This window comes from Hyphomonas sp. (genome assembly GCF_016125515.1).
Taxonomy (GTDB): domain Bacteria; phylum Pseudomonadota; class Alphaproteobacteria; order Caulobacterales; family Hyphomonadaceae; genus Hyphomonas.
This window is the reverse complement of sequence record NZ_WGLO01000001.1, coordinates 29,896-51,741: the sequence shown is the minus strand read 5'-3', so window position 1 is coordinate 51,741 and position 21,846 is coordinate 29,896. Positions and strand designations below refer to the sequence as shown.

The window sequence follows — 21,846 nt, the reverse complement described above, 5'->3', positions numbered from 1 at the left end:
AACGAAAATCGCCGCCCCGGCTGGTCCGAGGCGGCGATTTTTTTTAAAGTTGATCCGGAAATCAGAACCCGTTCAGCTTCGCATACCGGTCGCGGTGCCAGCTGGCCGAGCCGTAAAGTGCTTCCTGCACGCGGGCGCGCTTCATGTAGAAGCCCGGCTCGGCTGCGTCGGTCATGCCGATGCCGCCGTGCATCTGTACGCAGTCATTCGACACCATATGCACGAGTTCGCCGGCCTTCGCCTTGGCGAGGCTGGCGAGTTCGGCGAGATCGGTCTTGCCCGCATCCGCCGCATCCAGCGCCGCCGCAACGCAGGAACGCGTCATCTCCAGCTCGGTGAACATCTTGGCGGCCCGGTGCTGAAGCGCCTGGAACGAGCCGATCAGCTGGCCGAACTGCTTGCGGCTGTTCAGGTATTCGAGCGTCATGTCGAACGCCGCCTGGGCAGAGCCGAGCATCTCGGCCGCCATGCCGATCGCCGCCCGGTCGAGCACCGGATCAAGAATGTCGGCGCCTTCGTCCGCGGGTCCGAGCAGCGCCGACTCCGGCACATGCACGCCGTCGAAATTGACATGCGCAGCGCCGTGGCTGTCGACCGTCTTCAACGGCTCGACCGTTACCCCCTTCGCGCCGCGCGGCACGAGGAACAGGCTGATGCCATGCCGGTCACCGGCTTCGCCGAACGTGCGCGCAACGACGATGAACATGTCGGCATAGTGCCCATCAGGCACGTATTTCTTCAGGCCGTTCAGCGTGAAGCCCTGGCCGTCACGCTCCGCTTCGGTGGAGATATTGTGCGGCGAGAAATGCGCCGTCTCGTCCAGCGCCAGCGCGAATGTGGCTTCGCCGGCCGCGATCTTCGCCAGCCACTCGGCCTTCTGCGCCGGCGTGCCGCCCAGCTGCAGCGCCGAGGCAGCGATCAGGGCCGTCTGCAGCAGCGGCGTTGCCGCCAGCGTGCGGCCCTGCGCTTCCAGGATCTGGCCAAGGCCGGTGAGGCCGAACGTCTCGCCGCCCGGTTCATCCGGAATGATCACGCCGAAGAAGCCAAGCTCTGCCAGCTTCTTGCGCGTCGCGGGGTCGTTCCCGTTGGCGCCCGAGTCGCGAAGGTTGCGCAGGTGCGAGACGGGCATCTCATCGCGGGCAAACGCCATCGCCGTTTCGCGCAGCATTTCCTGATCTTCGGTGAGGATAAAACTCATGTTGCGTCCACCTTTGTGTCCATTGATACGTTTTTGACTTTGCGGGCCCAACGCACGGCCTGCTCCAGCCGGTCATTGCCCCAGAACATTTCGCCGTCCGGCGCGAAGAAGGTCGGCGCACCGAACACGCCGCGCGCGGCCGCCTCTTCGGTATTCTTTTTCAGTTCGGCCTTCACCGCATCGCTGCTGGCGCGTGCCATCACGCCGTCCGGCGAATGGCCGAGCCGGATCAGCAGGCCCTCAAGGAAGCCGTCATCCGAAATCACTTCGCCCTCGACGAAGTTCGCGCGGTAGACCGCGCGCACGAAATCCGGCCGCGCCGACAATGGCAGGGCCAGCACAATGCGCGCCGCCTTCAGCCCGTTCTGCGGAAAGATCGCCGGCTTGTTCAGCGGCAAGCCGTCATCGATGCAGGTCCGTTCCAGATCGCGCCACATGTAACGGCCCTTCACCGGGAACGCATTGAAGGGGCTGTCCTTCAGGCCCTGCTGGGCCTGGAACAGCGGTCCGAGCAGCATCGGCTTCCACACCACATCCAGTCCTGCAGCGCCCGCGACCTTCTCGATCCGCATGGCTGCCGGGTAGGAATAGGTTGAGGCGAACTCGAACCAGAACTCGATCATCGGACTACTGATGATCTTTCAGGCCCAGCACCCGCTTGGCGATGACATTGAGGTTGATTTCGGACGTACCGCCCTCGATGGAGTTGCCCTTGGAGCGCAGCCACTGGCGGGTGACTTTCTTGGCGTTCTTGTCGAAGCCTTCCCCTTCCCAGCCGAGGCCTTCCGTGCCCAGTGCTTCGATCAGCAGTTCATGCCGGTCCTGGTTCATCTTGGCTGCGGCGTATTTGAGGATCGAGGCGGTGTGGCCGACCGCCTGGCCGGCTTTTGCCTGTTCAGTCTGGCGCTGCACGGTCAGGGCGAAGGCCTTGGCGAACATCTTGTGATCGGTGATACGCCCGCGAAGATCGCCGTCGGCGATGCGGCCAGACTCGTCCGTGCCGATATGCTGCTTGGCATAATCTTCCGGCCCGAGGATGCCCGATCCGCCCGTGCCACCGAAACCGCCGGCCGAGATGGACGAGCGTTCGAATTGCAGCAGGCGTTTCGCGATCTCCCAGCCGCCATTGACCTTGCCGACCAGCTGGTCCTTCGGAACCTTCACGTCCGTGAAGAAGGTCTCGCAGAACGGGCTCTCGCCGGAGATCAGCTGGATCGGACGGGCTTCCACGCCCGGGCTCTTCATGTCGAACAGGATGAAGCTGATGCCTTCATGCTTGGTCGAGGTGTCGGTACGCACAAGGCAGAAGATCCAGTCTGCCTTGTCGGCGTACGACGTCCACACTTTCTGACCGTTGATCAGGTAGTGATCGCCCTTGTCCTCGCAGCGCGTCTGAAGACCTGCGAGGTCAGAGCCTGCGCCCGGCTCGGAATAGCCCTGGCACCAGCGGATCTTGCCTTTCACAATGTCCGGAATGAAGCGCAGCTTCTGTTCGTGATTGCCGAACTCGAGCAGCGCCGGTCCGAACATCCAGAGACCGAATGAGAACAGTGGCGGCCGCGCCTTGATGCGGCGCATTTCCTGCTCCAGCACGCGGACTTCCTCACGGTTCAGACCGCCGCCGCCATACTCTTTCGGCCAGTGCGGCGCGGTCCATCCCTTATCGCCCATCCGGTCGAGCCAGATCTTGGACTCCGGGTTCTTGTAGGTCGCATTGCGGCCGCCCCAGACGATCTCGTCATCCTGCATCGGCGTACGCATCGAGGGCGGGCAATTCTCTTCCAGCCATTTGCGGGTCTCGGCGCGGAACGCCTCGAGTTGCTCGGCATTGTCGTAGGCCATCGGCTCACTCCCTCGGATGATGTGTTTTGGTCGGGGGCATCCTAAGCCGCCCCTCCTCATCCGCCAAGCGCTCACGCGGCGTCAGAACCCGCCATCGTCGCGCTTGAACGGAGCAGGAACGTTACGTATCCGGAACGATAAGCCTGCCTGGCGACCCGGTGCGGCGTTTTGGCCCAGAAGTGCGGGCAACGCGCCAAGCCGTAGATCGCCCGCACCATCGCCGCCGATTGCAGCGTTCAGTCGAGCGGCAGGCTCACCGCCAGAACCCAGCGCCGCCAATCCTTCCGGCCCGGCGCCCCCAAGGCCATCGCGATGCCCGCCGCATAGGACACCGCTGCCAGCGTCAGGAAAGCCGGCTCTATCGCCAGATCCGGTACAAAGGCGCATAGCGCCAACCAGACAGCCCAGGGGCCTTACACCATTGCCGACAGGATCGCTGCGCCGAGCGTCAACTGCATCGACACAAAGCCGGCCAGCCCCATCTCGCGCACGGCCTCACCGCGCCGGCCCTCCCCCACCCGCGGGGCCTGCACACAGGCAAGCGACGCCCCGCCACTCCGGAAGGCGTGCACCGCCGCCTTAAATTGATCCGGATGCGGACGGTCTTCGGCATCATAGACCACGATTTGCTCGCCACGTGCCCGCGCAAGCCCATAGTTCAGGGTGCGCGGCCTGGTACGTGGCAGGCCTGGCGGCACCACCAGCAGCTCCGCGCCCTCGGGCCAGCGTAGCCGGCGCAGCGCGAATGCGGTCGCCGTGTCGCCCGTCTCGATCAGAAGCTTCACGTCGAGCTGTCCGGCCGGATAGTCGAGCCCGCAGATCGCAGCCGCGAGCTGCGGCGCCGGCTCCGCTTCATCCTTCAAGGCGATCAGCAAAGTGTAGACAGGCCACTCTTCCTCCCCATCCAGCGGCGGCGCCGCAGGCGCGGCGGCAAAGCCGCTGACTTACAGCCAGATCCGGAAGCCCAAGACCAAAGCGAAGAGGAGGATCTCGGCGAGGCCCGCGAAGGTGCAGACTGCCGCCGGCGCTATTAGTCCCGCGATGCCGGCGGCCGCCAGAACTTGCGCGAAGACGCGCTGTTGCCCTTCTGTCAGCGCCCGCACAGCTGACTTGCCGGGATTGCGCAGCATCAGCCCGAACGCCGCAGCATGCGCCGCACGCCGGTCAAGCCGCGGCGATGCCAGTTCGCCTGCCCCCAGCCCGCCTGAGCGCTCGAAAAAGCCTTCCCCGTCGGCCGCCATCTGCCGAAACCCACAGCCCATCCACATCGAGTTCCACAGGCTTTTGATCGCAGTCGTTTCGCCTTCGGAACGATTGCGCGAAATTACGTCCCGCCTCAGCGCGTTCGGCGCCACTCAGCCGCTGACACGGCCTCTTGTGGCACCGGGCCAGATGTTCTATGTTTGTTCCATGTCTGGTGTTCACCTTGTCTGGTTCAAACGGGACCTCCGGGTCCATGACCACGCCCCGCTGCTGGCCGCCGTCGCGAGCGGCGCGCCGGTGATCCCCCTCTACATTTTCGAGCCGGGCTATTGGGCCGAGCCGGAGCTTTCCCGCCGCCAGTTCGATTTCCTCATGGACTCGCTGCGTGAGCTGGACGCCGCCCTGCAGGCGCGCGGCAGCCGGCTGATGGTGCGCACCGGCGAAGTCACCGAGGTCTTCTCGGCGCTGCACGGGAAACACGGCCTCGACGCCATTCACGCGCATGAAGAAGTCGGCCTGCAATGGGCATTGGGCCGCGACCGGGCGGTCTATCGCTGGGCCCGCAATGCCGGCGTGTCGATGCGCGAGCAGCCCGCATTGCCGCCGGGCCGGGAAAGCTGGTCGGTCCGCTGGGATCGGCGCATGGCTGAGCCGCGCGGCAAGGCGCCCGAGCAGATCCGCTCGCCTGCGCTCACAGCGCCGGACTGGCCCCTGCCAAAAGATTTCGGCCTCGGCGCAGATGACTGTCCGGCCCGCCAGCCGGGCGGCCGAAGCGCCGGGGTCGATTGCCTGCGCGCCTTCCTGGAGGCGCGCGGGCCATCCTATGCCGAAGGTCTGGCGCACCCGAAAGCCGGCGCGGAACTCTCTTCGCGGCTTTCAGCCCATCTCACCTTCGGCACGCTGTCCCTGCGCGAAGCCTGGCAGGCCGCACGCCGCACCCTCAGCCTCGCGGCTGAGCAGGGCGATGCCGCCTTCGCCGCGTCGATGGAGGCTTTCCTCGCCAGCCTGAAGCTTCACGGCCAGTTCGTGCAGATGCTGCAGGAGCAGACCACGCTCGACAGCCGCAATCTGCAGCCCGCCCATGATGGCCTGCGCCCCCGCGCCGAGCCCTCCGATCCGCGCCTCGAAGCCTGGATCGAAGGCCGCACCGGCTTTCCCTTCCTCGACGCCTGCATGCGCAGCCTGAAGGCCACCGGCTGGTTGAACTTCCAGACACGCGCGATGGTGATGGGTTTCGTCTCGCATCACCTGTGGCTCGACTGGCGCCTGCCGGCCGAGCGCATTGCGGCCCGCTTCACGGATTTCGATCCGGCGATTCACTATGCCCAGGCCCGAATCCAGGCGGCGGCGACGGGTGTGGACGCACCGCGCATCTTCAACCCGGTCAAGCAATCGCGCGAGCAGGACCCCGACGGGGCCTTAATCCGCGAATGGGTGCCGGAACTTGCCCGCCTGCCCGATGCCTTTCTGCACGCGCCCTGGGATGCGCCGCCGGAATTCCTGTCCGCCGCGGGCGTTGTGCTCGGCCAAACCTATCCGATGCGTATCGTCGACCACATGGCCGCCGCGAACGAGGCGCGCACCCGGATCGCCGCCGTGCGTCGCTCGCACGCCCCGGCTGCGGCCGCTGATGACTTCAAGGCTCGTCTCGCAGGCCGCCCGCGGCGGGCCACGCCGCGCCGTAACCCGCCCAAAACCGTCGTCCAACAGCTCGACCTCGACTTCGGCCTCACCCAGGCCTCCTGACCGGCGGCGCGATTCGCGTTTGCCATCCGGTTTGACCCCAAACCCGTTCCATATTGACCATCGATAATAACAGCGAGCACCTCGCTTCGGCCGTTATTATCGTTTTTCAATGCGAAAAGTGCCTTGATTTTGCTTGAGTTTATTTTTTTTCGATAATTTCATATTGAAAAACAATATGAGTTGGTCTATCTAGAACTTGTCGGCAGCGGGATGAGCCCGCCAAGGACAAAACAAACAGCAAACCAGCACAACCAAGGAGTATTGATCATGTCCCCCCGCGCCCAACTGAGCGACCTCGAAGCACAAGTCTTCGTCCCGGTCGTGGCGCTTGCCCGCCAAACCGGAACCGCCCCGATCCGGTATCAGCCCGCAAACGACACGGTCGCGGTGGAACGGATGGATCTTCTGGCCCGCCGCCGCCGCCGCCAAAATCGCCGCGACATTCGCTCGTAGCGATCCGAAGCACCGCCGACCGCCCCTGAACCGGCGGTGCTTCCCCCACTCTCTTCTCTCTGCCCCCCCTCAATCACCCCAAAGGAAGGAAACACATCATGTACCGCACCCTCATCGCCGCCGCTTTCGCCGTCACCGCCATCGCAACGCCGGCCTTCGCAGCCTCCAGCACTTTCCGCATGGACGTCGAATATTCCAAGGCCAACCTCGCGACGCCCGCCAGCGCCGCCAAGGAATACGCCCACATCCGCGATCAGGTCGTCGACCGCTGCGAATCGGAACTGGCTGAAGTGAAATACGGCAAGGACTTCGCCGTCAAAGCCTGCACCGAGCGCACCCTCACCAATACGGTCCGCGCCATCGGCAACGCCAATCTCAGCCAGGTGCACGCCAACCGCTGAGCCAACGACCTGCCGGGCTGCGGCGCCCGCCTCTCACTCAAGCCTGCCGCAGTCCCAGCAGCCAGCCGCCTTCGTCCTCACGGATGAAGGCGGCTTTTTATACGTGCAATGAAGCAGATCAGCCCGCGTCGGCTTCGCGCAGGTCTTTGGCCCGCAAGACCTGCACCAGCCGGAAATGAGCAGGCACAAACGGGCCGTCCTTGTCCGCCTCGAACAGGGCAACGCAGCTTGTGGGGAATTTCTCGTTCAGGCGCAGCGAAGCCTGGTGATCGTTCGAGCCGCCCTCGCGCAGGATCGACAAGGCAAAATCGTGCAGGCCCGGATTGTGTCCGATCACCATGAGCGTGGCTGCACCGTCATTCTGAGCCACCGCTTCGCTCAGTCCGCGCTGGCCGGTGAGATAGAGCGACTCCATGGGGCGCACCTTTTCGCCGGTGAACACCACCGCCGCCTCAGCGCAGGTTTCACGGGCTCGCCGCGCGCTGGACACCAGGATGCGCTCAGGGCTCCAGCCCAAGGCCACAATCTCCTCCGCCGTCCGCTTGGCATCGGCATGGCCGAGCGGCGTCAGCGCACGGCCAAAATCGTCAAGGCCTTCCGACCAGGGTTCGGTCTTGGCGTGGCGCATCAGAATCAGACGTTTCATGTGCGGACCGGACCCCGGCGGCTTTGAGGATTTCTCATCGGCGGCTTCAGGTAGCTGTGGTTGTTCGGGCCTCGTTAGGCACTAGTTTCGCAGCATAAATCAAGAGACAGGACCCACGAATGACCCTTTTGCTCGGCGACACCGCCCCGGACTTCGAAGCCGAGACGACCGAAGGCCCGATCCGGTTCCACACCTGGGCAGGCAAGGACTGGGTCATCTTCTTCTCCCACCCGGCCGATTTCACCCCCGTCTGCACGACCGAACTCGGCTACACCGCCAAGCTGAAGGATGCCTTTGCCCAGCGCGGCGCCAAGGCCCTCGTGATCTCGGTCGACTCGCTGGAGCATCACAAGGCCTGGGCGTCCGACATCGAGGAAACGCAAGGCGCCGCCGTCAACTTCCCGATCATCGCTGATCCCCGCCGCCAGATCGCGACTCTCTATAGCATGATCCACCCCAATGCGGACGCCAAGGTCACCGTCCGGGCCGTCTACATCATCGACCCCGACAAGAAGATCCGGGCCTCCATCGTCTACCCGCCGAGTGCCGGGCGGAATTTCGACGAGGTCCTGCGCCTGCTCGACTCGCTGCAACTGACCGATGGCTACAAGGTGGCCACCCCGGTCAACTGGCAGGACGGCGACGACGTGATCATCGTGCCGTCCTTGCAGGACAAGGACGAGATCAACCGCCTCTTCCCGAAAGGCTACAAGACGCTGAAGCCCTATCTGCGCCTGACCCCCCAGCCAAACAAGGCCTAGGTCAAGTCCGCCGCACGCGGAATATTTTTGCAGCGCCCGCTTCCCCCGGACCGCGGGTTGGGCCAAATCCATGACCTGTGGGCCGGTGCCCCCGGGATAGTCGTTCCATGACCCTCCTTCTCCTGGCGCTCGGCCTTGTCCTTCTGGTCGCCGGCGGCGAGTTCCTTGTGCGCGGCGCGGTGGAGCTCGCGCAGAAGTTCCGCATATCGCCTCTGCTGATCGGCCTCACGCTCGTCGGTTTCGGTACCTCGACGCCGGAACTCGTCACCAGCCTGCAGGCGGCCTTTGCTGGCTCGCCGGGTATCGCGGTCGGCAATGTGGTCGGCTCGAACCTCGCCAACATCCTGCTCATTCTCGGCGTGGCCGCCGTGATCAACCCGGTCACCATTGCCCGCGAAACCTTCAAACGCGACGGCATTGTGCTCGCCATTGCCACACTGATGTGCGTCGCCGCCGTGCTGGTCGGCCGGCTCACACCCTGGATCGGCGCGCTCTTCGTGCTGTCGCTTGCGAGCTACATCCTGTTCGCATTCTGGCAGGAGCGTCGCAGCAATGCCGTAGCCGATGCGGCTTCCGGCGCACCGGTCTCCGATGCCCCGAAGCCCACGGCCGCGCGCATCCTCGTCGACCTCGTCTTCGTCGTCGGCGGTCTGCTGCTAACCATACTCGGCGCCCGGCTGCTGGTCTCGAGCGCGATCGAGATCGCCACCCAGTTCCATGTCTCGCAGACCGTCATCGGTCTCACCATCGTGGCGGTTGGCACCTCGCTGCCCGAACTCGTCACTTCGATCATGGCCGCCCTGCGCAAGCATGGCGACATCGCCTTCGGCAACATCGTCGGCTCGAACATCTACAATGTGTTCGGCATTCTCGGCGTCACCGCGATGGTCAAACCCATCGACGTGCCGCCGGAAATCGCGAACTTCGATGTATGGGTGATGCTGGCGGCTACCGTGGTGCTCTTCGCCGCCGCTCTGTCGCGCTGGAAGATCACGCGGCTCGAAGGCGGCGCAATGCTCGCCGGCTACACCGCCTATGTCGGCTGGCTGGGCCTCAACGCCGGCGTCTGACGGCGGAACTGCGCCGCTGGCGCCGGCTGGTTGGCCTTACGGTTCAATCCGGCCCTGCCTGAACCGGCGGACTCGGAACGAGTCTTCCGAGCGTTGCGGCATGTAAGCTGCCAGGTCCTGCCGTGTGGTCGCGGCCGAGCAAACCTCAACCGGAATATCGGCTGTGCCCCAGCGGTTCTGCAGCACGCCGGTCGTGAGGTTGTCACCCACCTGCTGGATCCCGCCTTCCAGATTGCGCCCGGCCTGGATGAGGCAGGCCGAGTTGTTGGAACCGGCTTGAAGGATCGTGCCCGTATTGTTGTGTCCGAACTGGACCAGACCGGCGGTGTTCCCGCTGCCGGTCTGGGCGATGCCGGCCGCATTGCCGCGCCCTTGCTGGACGGTCAGTGCTGCATTGGCGGTGCGCGGAAGCCCATCGCGGCCGCGTCCGGTGTCAGCCTGGGCCACGCTGGACACAGCAAGGCCTGCCAGCAGGGCCGCGCTGAGGAAAAGGGTACGGGTGTTCATTGGACGGATACCTTTCAGGCGCTGCGTTCAAGATGGCAGAGCTCGCCGGCTTCATCGATGAGCGTCAGCGTGGCACGGTAATGACCCTGCGGGAGTTCGGCCGACCCGACCGTGGCGACTTCGCCCGGAGAAAGATCGAGCGGGCCGCCTTGAGTCACATCAGACGTGCCGCCCGCACCCCGGGCCGAGATGACGAATTCATAGGTGCCGCGTCCCGCTTCACCGGCCTGCACGACCGCTTCGAGCCGCACACCCTGCGGCGTGGCGGTTTCGCGGATGTCACAGGTGGCGATGTCCACAAAACCGGGCGCAGTGGCGGGCAACAATTCCGCATACATATCATTGCGTGTCTGGGCGGCGCAGGCTGCAACCAGTCCAAGCGACGCGAGAGTCAATCGTTTCATCATGTCCGTTGCTCCTTGAGCACGGGGCGTCACGGGGAGGCGAAGCCGCCTCCCCGCACCAGCCTCAGTTATAGCCGCTCTGTACGACCACGGAGATATTGCCATCGCCGCGCTGGCGCACCGCCACATCCTGACCATTGCCGACCTGGATGATGCCGGAGGTGTTGTTCTCACCGTCCTGATCCGCCACGGCCGTGTTGTTGGTGCCGATCTGCGCGATGCCGGAGACATTGCCATAGCCGGTCTGCAGCGTGCTGGCGCGAAGGTTCAGTCCTTCCTGACCGGTGACCGCGAAGTTGTCTTCGCCGATCTGGGCCGTTTCAACGCGGTTGCGCGTGCCATACTGGTCCATGCGCAGGAAGTTGTTGTAGCCGGACTGCACACCGCGGGCATACTGGCCGCGGCCGCCCTGCACGACGACTGTGCCGTTGCGGTCGCCCTGCTGCGCCGCAGCGGCGCCGTTGCCATAGCCCGACTGGTCGATGCGGACCCGGTTGCGGCCATCCGCATGCGCGGTGCCAAGGCTCAGGAACATGATCGCGGCGGCGGCAGTCGAAAGAAGATGTTTCATTGTCCAAACTCCTGGGTTGCGTCTTGCGCCTTCGAGGAAGCGGCGCTCGAACACGCACAGGAATGACGCCAACGCACTGAACGCGCTTTGAACGCGCGGTTCAGGTCTGTTCATGTCCACAGGGCGCAAACCGCACCGCCGCGCCCGTTGATCACGCCGCTTGACGCCGGACGGGCGCAGCGCCAAAGGGTGCGCCACCATGCGACTCCCCCATCCCATCCTGCTTGTCTGTTTCGGCGTCATGTTCGGCTGCAGCGTCGATGCAACGATGAAGCATGTGATGCTCGGCGGCACCCATGTGCTGACCGCCACGACCTGGCGCTACATCCTTGGATCGGTGATCATGCTGGCGCTCTTCACCGCCACGCGCCGGCCGCTGCCGGCCCTTCCCGCGATCCGCTTCCACGCCATGCGTTCCATCGCGCAGGTGATCTCGGCGTTCGCCTTCTTCTACTCGCTGACCCAGATCGCGCTCGCCGAAGCGGTTGTGATGGGCTTCACCGCCTCGCTGATGATCGCGCCGATCGCGCGGGTCATCCTGAAGGAAAAGATGAGCCCGGTCACCATAGCCGCCTCGCTGATCGGCTTTGCCGGCGCGGCCCTTGCGGCCACCGCCCAGACAGAAGGCGGGCCGGTCGATGGCAACCGGCTTTACGGCACGATCTCGATCCTCGTTTCTGCCGTGCTCTATGCCCTAAACATCGTGCTGCTCCGCCTGCGGACAAAAGAAGAAGACAGCCTGACGCTCGTCACCTTCATGAACGTCTTCCCCGCCCTCTTCCTGCTTCCCTTCATGCTGCTCTTCTCGGAGTGGACGCCGGAGACCGGCAGCTGGCCGATGATGATCCTTGTCGCCTTCCTCGGCATCGGTATCTGGTGGCTGATGACGCTCGCCTATGGCCGGGCCAGGGCGCAGACGCTGGCACCGTTCGAATATACCGGCCTGATCTGGTCCGCCCTGCTCGGCTATGCCCTGTTCCAGGAAGTGCCAGGTTGGCGCGTCTATGCCGGCGCCGCGATCATCATTGCGGCCTGCCTCGTCGTCGCCTTCGAAACCCATTTCATCAGCCGGCGCGAAGCGCGCGTCCCCGCCAGCGACATCCTGACCTGAAGCCTATTCGCGCGCTTCCAGCAGCTCCGTGATGCGCGCAAAGTCGCGTGCCTGCTGCGCCTCCATCCGGTCGATCTTTTCGTGCAGCGCCAGGATTTCGAGCTCTGCCTTGAGATTCACCTCATAGTCCGTGTTCGCCACCAACCGGTCCTTCGCCGCCTGACGGTTTTGCGACATCATGATGATCGGCGCCTGCAAGGCAGCCAGCATCGACAACACGAGGTTCAGGAACACAAACGGGTACGGATCAAACCGCAGCTGACCCTGAAGGAGGATCGAGTTGGCGGTCACCCAGAGCGCCAGGATCAGCAGCGAGACAATGATGAAGCGCCACGAGCCGCCGATGCGCGCAATCGAATCGGCCAGCCTGTCACCCGGCGAGCTCATCGCATCGAAGGCCGCATTGGCATCCCGCACGACCGGATGGCGCGACCGGAAGGCTTGGATCACGCGGGCAGATTTCTCCTTCCCGCCGGGTCCATGCAGTGCCGCGTTCACAAGGCCTACGATTGAGTCGATGATCATGGAACCTCCTTGTCATATCAGGTCAGCGGTATCATTACGCCTTGTCCGGACCGCCTTACAGGGGCTTTGCCGGGCGCGTTGAAGAACCCAAGGAAAGGTTTCCCACTTGAGCAAGGAACCGGCCGCCGAAACCACACCCGATGACCTGCCGGATGACACGCTCGGCTGGCGTGTCGCGGTCCTTGAACTGGCCCCGCCGGTGGCCGCTTCGCTCACCTTCATCGCCGGGCTGGTCCTGCTGGCGTCGGCGGCCCAGCCAGCCCTTCCGGACCGGTTGAATGCCCTGTTGCAGGCCTGGCCCCTGGCGGCGGCCGAACTCTCCCACTTCCTGGCATCGATCGCCGGGGTGCTGCTGCTGATCGTGGCGGACGGCCTGCGCCGCCGGCTCGATGGGGCCTACTGGCTCACCCTCGGCCTGCTCGGCGCAGGCGCCCTATTCTCGCTGCTCAAGGCGCTCGACTATGAGGAAGCCATCATCCTCACCCTGATCGCGCTGTTGCTGATCCCGGCCCGTCGCGCCTTCTACCGCCGCTCCCAGCTCACCGGTGCGCTGTTCAGTGGGCCCTGGCTGATCGGCGTCGCCTTGGCGCTGGCGCTGGTCACCGGCCTGCTGCTGATCGCTTACCATGATGTCGCCTACCGCGACGAGCTGTGGTGGACCGTGCTGCGCGACCAGGATCTCAGCCGCTCCCTGCGCGCACTGGCCGGCGCCGTCGTCGTCGGTGTCCTCGTGCTCGTCCGCTCGGCGCTGCGGCCCCACCGCAAGAGCCCGTCCGGCGACAAGGCCGCTGCCGACCTTGCCCGCGCCGAGGCGATCCTCGCCCGGGCCGAAGGCGCCCGCGGCGAGGCGAACCTCATCTTCACCGGCGACAAGCGCTTCGTCTTCTCGCCCTCCGGGCAGAGCTTCTTGATGTTCCGCCCGCGCGGCAATCTGTGGATCGGCATGGGCGATCCCGTCGGTCCGGCTGCCGACCGGCTGGACGCGCTGCTCGCCTTCCACGCCGCCGCCGATGCGGCATGCGCTAGCCCGGCGCTCTACAGCGCCTCGGCCGCCCTGCTGCCACAGCTGATCGAACTTGGCTATGCCGTGCGCAAGATCGGCGAGGTCGCCCATATCGATGCGGCTCGGTTCAGCATGGACGGCCCGGCCCGCGCGCGCCTGCGCCAGACCTGGAACCGCTTTAAGCGCGATGGCTGGCGCATCGAGGTGGTCCCGCCCGGCGGCGCGGTGGACTGGCCGGCGCTCAAGTCGATCTCGGACGAGTGGCTCGCGGCGCATGGCGGCCACGAGAAGTGCTTCTCCCTCGGCCGGTTCGATCCGGACTATCTGACCCACTTTCCCATTGCCATCGCCGGCAAGGATGGCGAGCCGCCGGCCGCCTTCTCCTCGCTCTGGCCCTCCGCCGACAAGGGCGAGATCGGTATCGACCTGATGCGCCACCGGTCCGGCACACCGTCCGGCCTGATGGACATCCTGTTCATCGGCCTGATCGAATGGGCCAGCGCCGAAGGTTACAGGATCGTGGACCTCGGCATGACGCCGCTGGCCGGAATCTCGCGGGCCCGCTACGCGCCGTCGATGAACAAGATCGGCGCCGCGATCTACGAGCACGGCGAAGACCTCTACGGCTTCAAGGGCCTCAGATCCTACAAGTCGAAATTTGCACCGGACTGGCAGCCGGTCTTCATCGGGGCGCCGGGCTATGTGTCCCTGCCCATCGCCCTTGCGCAGGCCGCCATCCTTACGTCCGGCGGCCTGAAGGGCCTGTTCGCGAAATAGTCCGTGCCCGGACTAGAGCGCCATTTCCAGCTTGCCGTTGCACAGCGCCGAATAGTCGTTGACCAGGGCTTCGGAAATCGCGCCCGGCTTGTAGCGGTGCTCGCCGATCTCGCAGACCGGAGTGATCTCGGCGGCCGATCCCGTAATGAAGCATTCGGAGAAGGTGGGCAGCTCCGACGGGAAGATTGCCCGCTCGACCACTTCGATCTGGCGGGCCTTGGCCAGTGCAATCGTCGTCTGGCGCGTCAGGCCATTGAGGAAGCAATCCGGCGTCGGCGTGTGCAGCGCGCCGTCACGCACGAAGAAAATGTTCGCGCCGGTCGCCTCGGCCACCTGGCCCCGGTAGTCCAGCATCAGCGCATCCTGGTAGCCGGCCTTCTCGGCCGCGTGCTTGGACAGGGTGCAGATCATGTAGAGGCCGGCCGCCTTGGCCTCGCACGGCGCGGTGTCCGGCGCGGGGCGTTTCCATTGGGCATGGGTCAGGCGGATGCCCTTCATCTTGTCGGCAAAATAGTCGCCCCAATGCCACACGGCCACAGCCAGGTGGATCGTGTTGTTCTGGGCCGAGACGCCCATCATCTCCGACCCGCGCCAAGCGATGGCGCGGACATAGGCGCTGTCGAGACCCGACTTGGCGAGGGCCTCGGTCTTGGCGCGCTCGACTTCCTCGACGCTGAACGGAATGTCGAAGCCCATGATGCCGGCCGACCGGTGCAGGCGCTTGGAGTGGTCCAGCGACCGGAAGATCTTGCCATTATAGGCGCGCTCGCCCTCGAACACGGCCGAAGCGTAGTGCAGGGCATGCGTCAGCACGTGGACCTTGGTGTCGCGCCACGGTACGAAGGCGCCGTCCATCCAGATGTATCCGTCGCGGTCATCGTAGGGGGCAGCAGCCATTTGAACGCTCCTTGCTTGAACTTTCTGCGTATTCAGGTTCATTTCCGACTTATGGCCGTGCCCGTCAACCTGAACCGTCCGTTCGACCCTCGCCTGTTCCTCATGGACCAGGAGCTCGACCGTGCGGCCGGATTGCTGCTGGCAGGCGCCAACGCGCTGGCCGGGGCGGGGGAAAAGGCGCGCAAGAAGGCTGGTCTGAGCAAGCCAGAGCTGCAAATTCTCATGGCCGTCCGCTACCGGCCCGGCCAAACCGTCAGCGAATTGCGAACCGCTCTGGGCATGACCGTGCCCACCTTCGCCCGCCTGATCGGCCAGCTCGACACGCGTGGCCTGATCGAACGGGCCCGGGAGGCCTCGGACGCCCGCCGCCGCAAGCTGACCCTGTCGGACGCCGGCGTGACCCTGACCACCCCCATCGCCATCGAGGTGCGCGAACGCCTGCGCCTCGCCTTTCGCGCTAGCGGTCCGGAAGCCGCCGCCGGGGTGCGCACCTTGCTCGAAGCGCTGGTGAAGTGAGCGCCCCTGTGAAAGAGCCCGCCCATATCCTGATCGTCGATGATGACGACCGCATCCGTGACCTGACCAAGCGCTTCCTGACGCTGAAAGGGTTCCGGGTTAGTGCCGCGGCCGATGCCGCCAGCGCCCGCCGTCTGATGGAGAACCTGAACTTCGACCTTGCCGTCCTCGACATCATGATGCCCGGCGAGGATGGTCTCTCCCTCCTCACCTCCATCCGCAAGGGCCCGGCCCGGGAGACGCCCGTGATGCTGCTGACCGCGCGCGGCCAGACCAGCGACCGGATCGAGGGCCTGCGCACCGGGGCGGACGACTATCTCGCCAAACCTTTCGAGCCGGAAGAACTGGTGCTGCGCTGCGAGGCGATCCTGCGCCGTTCGGCCAAGGCCGCCCCGCCGCCCGAAGAGATCGAGATGTCGGGCCTCGTGTTCAACGCGGCGCGCGGCGAGCTCAAATCCGGCGACCAGCGCATCCGCCTGACCGATGCCGAGTTGCAGCTGCTCACGGTGCTGGCCCGCACGCCCGGCGAGCCGGTCAGCCGAGAAGACCTTGCCGAGCTGACCTCGGCGGGCCTCGAACGCTCCGTGGACGTGCAGGTCACGCGCCTGCGCCGCAAGATCGAGCCGAACCCGAAGGAGCCGGTGCACATCCAGACCGTGCGCGGCGTCGGTTATCGCCTGATGCCAGACTGACATGGCCATGCCACGCCTCCGGGACTTCACGCCGCGCGGTCTGTACGCCCGCACCCTGCTCCTGTTGCTAGTGCCCGTGCTGCTGATCCTCAGCCTGATGACCTGGTATTATTATTCGAGCCAGGTGGCCGAAGTGAACCGCAAGCTCGGCCAGGCAATCGCCCGCGATGCCAGCCTGATCCGCGCAGCCTGTCAGAACCCGGACTATGTCGAAGCCGACTACACGCGCATCCAGTTCCAGATCGAAACCTATTTTACCTGCACGCTTCCGAAGTCTGCCGTGAGCGAGAGCAAGCTGAAGCATCACTTCCCCTATGACGACACGCTAAGGGGCGAACTTGCCGGCCGCCTCGGTGAGCCGCTCTTCGTCGGCTTGTCGCGGGGCGATGCCCGCGTGCATATCCGCTTTCCGACCCGGCAGGGCACCGGCGAGATCATCATCGACCGCAAGCGCGCCTTCATGATCAACTCGCACATCTTCATCGTGTGGGTCATCGCCTTCTCGCTGCTGATGGTGTTGCTGGCCATCGGCTTCCTGAACCAACAGGTGCGCTCCATCCTCCGCCTATCGGAAGCCGCGCGCGCCTTCGGCCGAGGACGCGATCTGCCGGACTTCCGCCCCTCCGGCGCAACCGAAGTGCGCGATGCGGCGCGCGCGTTAATCGACATGAAACAGCGCCTGACCGCCTTTGCCGACCAGCGCACCGCCATGCTGGCTGGTGTCAGCCACGACCTGCGCACGCCGCTGACCCGGCTGAAGCTGGCGCTGGCAATGATGGAAGAGAACGCCGATATCCGCGCTGCCAAATCCGACCTCGACGACATGGCGATGATGCTCGACGAATACCTCGCCTTTGCGCGCGGCGAGGAAGGCGACGAGGCCGAATTGTTCGACCTCGGACAAATGGTGCGCGAGGTCGTATCCAGCTTCGGCGGTCATATCCCGGTTGTCGGCCCCTCACGCATCATGGTGACCGGGCGGCCGCTCGCCCTGAAGCGCGCGGTGACAAACCTGATCTCGAACGCCATAAAGTATGCGACTTCGGCGCGCGTGACACTGGTCGACGGCCCGCACTGGGCCGAGGTCGCAGTCGACGATGACGGGCCGGGCATTCCGGCCGAACGCCGCGAAGAGGCCTTCCGCCCCTTCTCCCGACTCGACGACGCGCGCAGCCAGAATGAGTCAGGCACCGGGCTCGGCCTGACGCTTGCGCGCGACACGGCGCGGGCCCATGGCGGGGACGTTCGCCTGTCGATCAGCCCCCTCGGCGGCTTGCGCGCGGTCTTGCGTGTACCGAACGAGCCGCGCTAAGAGGCGCGTGTGAGCACTTCAAAATCAAAACTTGTCATCCGCAACGCAACGCCCAAGGACATACCGGCCCTGCTGCCGCTGTATGAGAAAGCCTATGGCGTCGGCTTTGGATATACCGCCGACCAGATCGCCGGACAGATCAACCGCTTTCCGGACGGCCAGTTCGTCGCCGAGTTCGAAGGCCGGATTGTCGGCCACTGCGTGACCTTCATCATTTCTTCCAGCGTGGCGATGGCCCAGCATACCTGGAACGAGATCACCGGCGGCGGCTTTGCAGCCCGCCACGATCCGGACGGCGACATGCTGTACGGCATGGACGTCCTGGTCGATTCGGAATTCCGCCGGCTGAGGATCGGCCAGCGCTTCTACAAGATCCGGCAGGACCTATGCCAATGGCACGAACTGAAGGGCATCATGTTCGGCGGCCGTATCCCCGGCTATCACCGCCATGCCAAGCAATACCCGAATCCCGCCGACTATGTGGAGGCTGTGCGCGAGTCCAAGCTGCGCGATCCCGTGCTCAGCTTTCAGCTACGCCAGGGATTCGAGGTCATCGGTGTGCTGAAGAACTACATGGCGGAGGATCTCGAGTCCGGCACACATGCGACGCAGATGCTGTGGCGCAATCCGCTGGCGCAGGAGAAGATCAAGGCTAAGCCCGGCTCCGGCAACACGTCCCTGCCCGAACGGGTGCGCGTGGCCACCGTCCAATTCCAGATGCGCCGCATCAACTTGATCGACGATTTCGAACAGCAGGTGGAATATTTCGTCGACATCGCCTCCGACTACCGCGCCGATTTCGTCACCTTCCCGGAACTCTTCACGCTGCAACTGCTGTCGCTCGAGAACAAGCCGCTGGGCCCGGTCGAGTCGATCCAGAAGATCTCGGAGTACACGCCGCGCTTCATCGCCTTCATGGAAAAGCTGGCGGTGGCTTACAACATCAACATCATTGGCGGCTCGCACCCGTCAGAAATGGCAGACGGCGACATCCACAATGTGGCCTATATCTTCCTGCGCGACGGATCGGTCCACACGCAGGAGAAGTTGCACCCCACGCCCTCGGAGCAGAGCTGGTGGAACATCAAGGGCGGCGAAGGCAATCATGTCATCCAGACCGATTGCGGCCCGATCGGCGTGATGATCTGTTACGATTCCGAGTTCCCGGAAGTCGCCCGCCACCTTGTGGACCAGGGTGCGCTGATGCTGTTCGTCCCCTTCTGCACAGACGAGCGGCGCGGCTATCTCCGTGTACGGTATTGCTGCCAGGCCCGCGCGATCGAGAACCAGTGCTACGTGGTCATGTCGGGCGTTGTCGGCAACCTGCCGAACGTCGAGAACATGGACATCCACTATGCCGAAAGCTGCATTCTGACGCCGTCTGACTTCGCGTTCTCACGCGACGGCGTAGCGGCGGATACGGCGGCCAATACCGAGACGATTGCCCTGGCAGACCTGTCGCTGTCAGACCTGCTGACTGCACGCCAGTCCGGCGCGGTGCGCAACCTCAAGGACCGCCGCTTCGATCTCTACCGCGTGGCGTGGAAGAAATAGGCTAGCTTAGCCGAGCAGCGAGCTGATCCATGAAGCCGGCCAGTTCCAGGTCCTTCTGCGTGACACCGTCAGCGTCATGCGTGGTGAGGGTGACTTCGACCTTGTTGTAGACATTGAACCATTCCGGATGATGGTCCATCTGTTCGGCCTTCAGCGCGGCGGCGGACATGAAGGCGAAGGCCGATTTGAAGTCGGCGAACTTGTAGCGCTTGAAGATCGCGTCGCGGTCACCCTCGGCGCTTGTCCATCCCTTCAAGGCCTTGATTGCGGCAGTCGCGCCGATCTTTGCGGTCATGTTCAGTCTTCCCCGTCTTGTCCGAGTACGAAGTAAATCCACACGCCCTCTTCCGAGATCGCGGTGCGCATGCCGGGATAGCCTTCGCCGGCGCGGATGCGGCCGACGCCTTCATCGCCGATCAGGTCCAAAAGGCGCTTGCGGTCCTGGAAGGTCAGCTTCTCCGGGATCAGATCGGCCGCGTCCTTCGCGGCCAGGTCCGGCCAGACATACCAGCGCTCGCCATCAATCTCGCGCAGGCCGGCCGGCTGGTCCAGCAGGTCGCGCAGCTTGCGGTTGGGATCGACACCGGTGCGGCGCAAGAGGTCCCAGAAGCGTTCATGGTCCTGCCCGCCAAGGTTCGACTTGAAGTCCGGATTGCGCGCGGCGATGGCGGCAAGCCCGCGCAGCGAGCCGCGCGTCGCCTGCTTCAGCAGCTCGTCGCGCGTCCGGGCGGCGGCGTCGCTGATCTCGATCTCCGGCGGCGCATGGGGCGGCTGGGCAAGGCGTTCGTCCGGCACCGGCGGCAGCGGCAGTACGACCTCCGGCTCCGCGCGCCCGCAGGCGGCAAGACCCATCAGCGCCGCAGCGAGGCAGAGACTAGCTGAGCGCATAGCCGGTCACGGCTTCCAGATCGGCCAGAAGCTGCGCCTCGCTGGTGACCTTGATGGTGGCCATGCCCATGTCCCGGGCGGGCTTCAGGTTGATGCCGAGATCGTCGAGATAGACGCAGGCCTTCGGGTCGACATCCAGCGCTTCGCACATCAGCGCATAGATGCGCGGGTCCGGTTTGCGGATGCCGAGCTTGGAGCTTTCGATCAGGTGGTCGAACAGGTCGAACACGGCCGCGAGCTCGCGGGCCTTGGCATCGTCATTGGTCATCGAGGCGCCCTTGCCGATGGGGGCGTTGTTGGTGATGCAACCGACCTTGCCATGGCTCTTGCAGACCTTGAGCGCGTTGACGACCCGCGGGCGCAAGCTACCTGACAGGAGGCCGAGCACATCACGGCCCGGCACTTCCCGGCCGAGCGCCTTCGACTCGGTGCGGAAGAGCACGTCGAACTGGGCGGCGTCCACTTCCGAACGCTCAAGCTTGGCCCAGGCATTCTCCAGCGGGTTCACGGCGTTGACGGAGCGGATGAAGTCTGCCGGCAGGCCTTGCTCGGCTTCATACCGGTTGAAGGCTTCGAAGGGCGAGGAGGTGAAGACCCCCCCGAAATCCCAGATGATGGCTTGGAAGGTGCGTGTCATGACGCGCTAGCTAGCCGTTCGGGGCGGGCATTTCAAACCTTGATTTTTGCGCCCCCTGCCCTTGCGGGGATGAATGAGCGCAGTAGTGTCCCGGCCCGAGACAATCAGGAGGAAAACATGGGCGTTCTGGACGGAAAAGTGGTGCTGGTCACCGGCGGCGGCAACGGCATCGGCCGGGAGACCGCCCTGTTGGCGGCGCGCCAGGGGGCGAAAGTCGTGGTCAACGATCTCGGCGGCAGCCTGAAGGGCGATGAGGAAGGCTCGGCCGGGCCGGCCGAGGCTGTCGCAGCGGAAATCCGCAAGGCCGGCGGCGAAGCGGTGTCGAACTCCGACAGCGTAACCGACTATAACGCCGTGGCGGACATGGTGACGCAGGCGATGGACACCTATGGCCGGCTCGACGCGGTAATCAACCCGGCCGGCATCCTGCGCGACGGCATGTTCCACAAGATGAGCGAGAGCGATTGGAAGGCGGTCATCGACGTCCACCTGCACGGCTCGTTCAACGTGACCCGCGCCACGATCGAACACTTCCGCGAGAAGCAGGCCGGCGCCTATGTGCTGTTCACCTCGACCACCGGCCTGATCGGCAATATCGGCCAGGCCAATTACGGCGCCGCCAAGCTCGGCATCGCGGGTCTCAGCCGCATCATCGCGATGGAAGGCGCGGCCAAGAATGTCCGCTCGAACATCATCGCGCCTTTTGCCTGGACACGGATGATCGCCTCGATCCCAGTGAAGGACGAAGCGAGCGCCGCACGGGTCGAGCGGATGAAGAACGGCATGCGCGCCGACCAGGTGGCGCAGGTGGCGGTTGCGCTCTGCGCCGACACGGCGGCCCATGTCAGTGGACAGATCTTCGGTGTGCGCGGCAATGAAGTGATCCTGTTCGACCAGCCCCGCCCGGTGAAGACGCTGGCGCGCCTTGAAGGCTGGACACCGGAATCGCTGATCGACCATTGCTTCCCGGCGATGAATGGCAGCTTCACGGACCTCGGCCCGACGACCAGCGTGTTCCCCTACGATCCGGTTTAGGCGGCACGTACGGCCAGACGAAGCTTTAGGCTGTCCGGTTTCATGGACTGTTGTTTGATCCGCTCATCCCCGCGAAAGCGGGGAGAGGGCGGACTTG

At 64.8% G+C, this 21,846-nt stretch carries 27 protein-coding genes; 12 read left to right on the top strand and 15 right to left on the bottom strand.

Translation table 11 applies throughout. The annotated features are described in order from the left end of the window. Positions 1-61: 61 nt before the first annotated feature. The 6 genes from GC148_RS00255 to GC148_RS00230 form a co-directional block, all read right to left on the bottom strand. Complete coding sequence (locus GC148_RS00255; protein ID WP_291068001.1) at positions 62-1,198, bottom strand: acyl-CoA dehydrogenase family protein; 1,137 nt, start codon at positions 1,196-1,198, stop codon at positions 62-64. Beyond that, positions 1,195-1,821 carry a 2-hydroxychromene-2-carboxylate isomerase gene (locus GC148_RS00250; protein WP_291067999.1) on the bottom strand — a complete coding sequence of 209 codons (627 nt, stop codon included), beginning with the start codon at positions 1,819-1,821 and terminating at the stop codon, positions 1,195-1,197. The genes GC148_RS00255 and GC148_RS00250 overlap by 4 nt, the downstream gene beginning before the upstream one ends. 4 nt (positions 1,822-1,825) lie before the next feature. Then, positions 1,826-3,040: an acyl-CoA dehydrogenase family protein gene (locus tag GC148_RS00245; RefSeq protein WP_291067997.1), complete on the bottom strand. Its 1,215-nt coding sequence runs from the start codon at positions 3,038-3,040 to the stop codon at positions 1,826-1,828. Positions 3,041-3,276: 236 nt separating this feature from the next. Next, positions 3,277-3,435, bottom strand: coding sequence for a hypothetical protein (locus GC148_RS00240; protein WP_291067996.1), 159 nt, complete (start codon positions 3,433-3,435; stop codon positions 3,277-3,279). A gap of 18 nt (positions 3,436-3,453) precedes the next feature. Continuing rightward, a complete protein-coding gene (locus tag GC148_RS00235) occupies positions 3,454-3,903 on the bottom strand; it encodes a glycosyltransferase (protein WP_291067994.1) in 450 nt (149 codons plus the stop codon). 81 nt (positions 3,904-3,984) lie between these two features. Next, on the bottom strand, positions 3,985-4,395 hold the full coding sequence (locus tag GC148_RS00230) for a hypothetical protein (protein WP_291067992.1): 411 nt from the start codon (positions 4,393-4,395) through the stop codon (positions 3,985-3,987). 55 nt (positions 4,396-4,450) lie between these two features. Here GC148_RS00230 and GC148_RS00225 point away from each other — a divergent pair, with 55 nt between their 5' ends. From GC148_RS00225 to GC148_RS00215, 3 genes are all read left to right on the top strand, one after another. After that, positions 4,451-5,989: an FAD-binding domain-containing protein gene (locus tag GC148_RS00225; protein WP_291067991.1), complete on the top strand. Its 1,539-nt coding sequence runs from the start codon at positions 4,451-4,453 to the stop codon at positions 5,987-5,989. Positions 5,990-6,256: 267 nt separating this feature from the next. Next, on the top strand, positions 6,257-6,442 hold the full coding sequence (locus GC148_RS00220; RefSeq protein WP_291067989.1) for a hypothetical protein: 186 nt from the start codon (positions 6,257-6,259) through the stop codon (positions 6,440-6,442). A 98-nt stretch (positions 6,443-6,540) separates the two neighbouring features. Further along, a complete protein-coding gene (locus tag GC148_RS00215; RefSeq protein ID WP_291067988.1) occupies positions 6,541-6,843 on the top strand; it encodes a UrcA family protein in 303 nt (100 codons plus the stop codon). 118 nt (positions 6,844-6,961) lie between these two features. On the opposite strand, the gene GC148_RS00210 is transcribed toward GC148_RS00215, so the two are convergent. After that, positions 6,962-7,489 (bottom strand): histidine phosphatase family protein, encoded by a 528-nt coding sequence (locus GC148_RS00210; protein ID WP_291067986.1) that lies wholly within the window; start codon positions 7,487-7,489, stop codon positions 6,962-6,964. 119 nt (positions 7,490-7,608) lie between these two features. On the opposite strand from GC148_RS00210, the gene GC148_RS00205 reads away from it, so the two are divergent. Continuing rightward, positions 7,609-8,250 (top strand): peroxiredoxin, encoded by a 642-nt coding sequence (locus tag GC148_RS00205; RefSeq protein ID WP_291067984.1) that lies wholly within the window; start codon positions 7,609-7,611, stop codon positions 8,248-8,250. A gap of 107 nt (positions 8,251-8,357) precedes the next feature. Beyond that, positions 8,358-9,320, top strand: a complete 963-nt coding sequence (locus GC148_RS00200; protein WP_291067982.1) for a calcium/sodium antiporter — start codon at positions 8,358-8,360, stop codon at positions 9,318-9,320. A 36-nt stretch (positions 9,321-9,356) separates the two neighbouring features. Here GC148_RS00200 and GC148_RS00195 read toward each other — a convergent pair whose 3' ends face one another. The 3 genes from GC148_RS00195 to GC148_RS00185 form a co-directional block, all read right to left on the bottom strand. Continuing rightward, positions 9,357-9,827 carry a hypothetical protein gene (locus GC148_RS00195; RefSeq protein WP_291067980.1) on the bottom strand — a complete coding sequence of 157 codons (471 nt, stop codon included), beginning with the start codon at positions 9,825-9,827 and terminating at the stop codon, positions 9,357-9,359. A gap of 14 nt (positions 9,828-9,841) precedes the next feature. Next, positions 9,842-10,231 carry a curli-like amyloid fiber formation chaperone CsgH gene (gene csgH, locus GC148_RS00190; protein WP_291067978.1) on the bottom strand — a complete coding sequence of 130 codons (390 nt, stop codon included), beginning with the start codon at positions 10,229-10,231 and terminating at the stop codon, positions 9,842-9,844. A 64-nt stretch (positions 10,232-10,295) separates the two neighbouring features. Then, positions 10,296-10,802, bottom strand: a complete 507-nt coding sequence (locus tag GC148_RS00185) for a curlin-associated protein (protein ID WP_291067977.1) — start codon at positions 10,800-10,802, stop codon at positions 10,296-10,298. 199 nt (positions 10,803-11,001) lie between these two features. Here GC148_RS00185 and GC148_RS00180 point away from each other — a divergent pair, with 199 nt between their 5' ends. Beyond that, complete coding sequence (locus GC148_RS00180; protein WP_291067975.1) at positions 11,002-11,913, top strand: DMT family transporter; 912 nt, start codon at positions 11,002-11,004, stop codon at positions 11,911-11,913. 3 nt (positions 11,914-11,916) lie between these two features. On the opposite strand, the gene GC148_RS00175 is transcribed toward GC148_RS00180, so the two are convergent. Next, positions 11,917-12,438 carry a DUF1003 domain-containing protein gene (locus GC148_RS00175; RefSeq protein ID WP_291067957.1) on the bottom strand — a complete coding sequence of 174 codons (522 nt, stop codon included), beginning with the start codon at positions 12,436-12,438 and terminating at the stop codon, positions 11,917-11,919. A 106-nt stretch (positions 12,439-12,544) separates the two neighbouring features. On the opposite strand from GC148_RS00175, the gene GC148_RS00170 reads away from it, so the two are divergent. Continuing rightward, the gene (locus GC148_RS00170; RefSeq protein ID WP_291067955.1) at positions 12,545-14,218 is read left to right on the top strand and encodes a phosphatidylglycerol lysyltransferase domain-containing protein; all 1,674 of its coding nucleotides are present in this window, start codon (positions 12,545-12,547) and stop codon (positions 14,216-14,218) included. 12 nt (positions 14,219-14,230) lie between these two features. Here the strand turns inward: GC148_RS00170 and GC148_RS00165 are convergent, their stop codons facing one another. After that, a complete protein-coding gene (locus GC148_RS00165) occupies positions 14,231-15,115 on the bottom strand; it encodes a branched-chain amino acid aminotransferase (RefSeq protein WP_291067953.1) in 885 nt (294 codons plus the stop codon). A gap of 51 nt (positions 15,116-15,166) precedes the next feature. Between GC148_RS00165 and GC148_RS00160 the strand changes: the two genes are divergently transcribed. Genes GC148_RS00160 through GC148_RS00145 form a run of 4 tightly spaced genes read left to right on the top strand, consistent with a single transcriptional unit; the run spans position 15,167 to position 19,189 of the window. Then, positions 15,167-15,631 (top strand): MarR family winged helix-turn-helix transcriptional regulator, encoded by a 465-nt coding sequence (locus tag GC148_RS00160; RefSeq protein WP_291067951.1) that lies wholly within the window; start codon positions 15,167-15,169, stop codon positions 15,629-15,631. Next, a complete protein-coding gene (locus GC148_RS00155) occupies positions 15,628-16,323 on the top strand; it encodes a response regulator (RefSeq protein WP_291067948.1) in 696 nt (231 codons plus the stop codon). Before GC148_RS00160 ends, GC148_RS00155 begins: the two co-directional genes overlap by 4 nt. A gap of 1 nt (position 16,324) precedes the next feature. After that, the gene (locus GC148_RS00150) at positions 16,325-17,635 is read left to right on the top strand and encodes an ATP-binding protein (RefSeq protein WP_291067946.1); all 1,311 of its coding nucleotides are present in this window, start codon (positions 16,325-16,327) and stop codon (positions 17,633-17,635) included. 9 nt (positions 17,636-17,644) lie between these two features. Beyond that, entirely contained in the window at positions 17,645-19,189 is a 1,545-nt protein-coding gene (locus tag GC148_RS00145; protein ID WP_291067945.1) for a carbon-nitrogen hydrolase family protein, read from the top strand. 1 nt (position 19,190) lies between these two features. Here GC148_RS00145 and GC148_RS00140 read toward each other — a convergent pair whose 3' ends face one another. Genes GC148_RS00140 through GC148_RS00130 form a run of 3 tightly spaced genes read right to left on the bottom strand, consistent with a single transcriptional unit; the run spans position 19,191 to position 20,714 of the window. After that, the gene (locus GC148_RS00140) at positions 19,191-19,484 is read right to left on the bottom strand and encodes a 4a-hydroxytetrahydrobiopterin dehydratase (RefSeq protein WP_291067943.1); all 294 of its coding nucleotides are present in this window, start codon (positions 19,482-19,484) and stop codon (positions 19,191-19,193) included. 2 nt (positions 19,485-19,486) lie between these two features. Beyond that, a complete protein-coding gene (locus GC148_RS00135) occupies positions 19,487-20,077 on the bottom strand; it encodes a hypothetical protein (RefSeq protein WP_291067941.1) in 591 nt (196 codons plus the stop codon). Beyond that, complete coding sequence (locus tag GC148_RS00130) at positions 20,064-20,714, bottom strand: HAD-IA family hydrolase (protein WP_291067939.1); 651 nt, start codon at positions 20,712-20,714, stop codon at positions 20,064-20,066. The genes GC148_RS00135 and GC148_RS00130 overlap by 14 nt, the downstream gene beginning before the upstream one ends. A 117-nt stretch (positions 20,715-20,831) precedes the next feature. On the opposite strand from GC148_RS00130, the gene GC148_RS00125 reads away from it, so the two are divergent. Further along, a complete protein-coding gene (locus tag GC148_RS00125) occupies positions 20,832-21,749 on the top strand; it encodes an SDR family NAD(P)-dependent oxidoreductase (RefSeq protein WP_291067937.1) in 918 nt (305 codons plus the stop codon). The last annotated feature ends 97 nt before the right edge of the window (positions 21,750-21,846 follow it).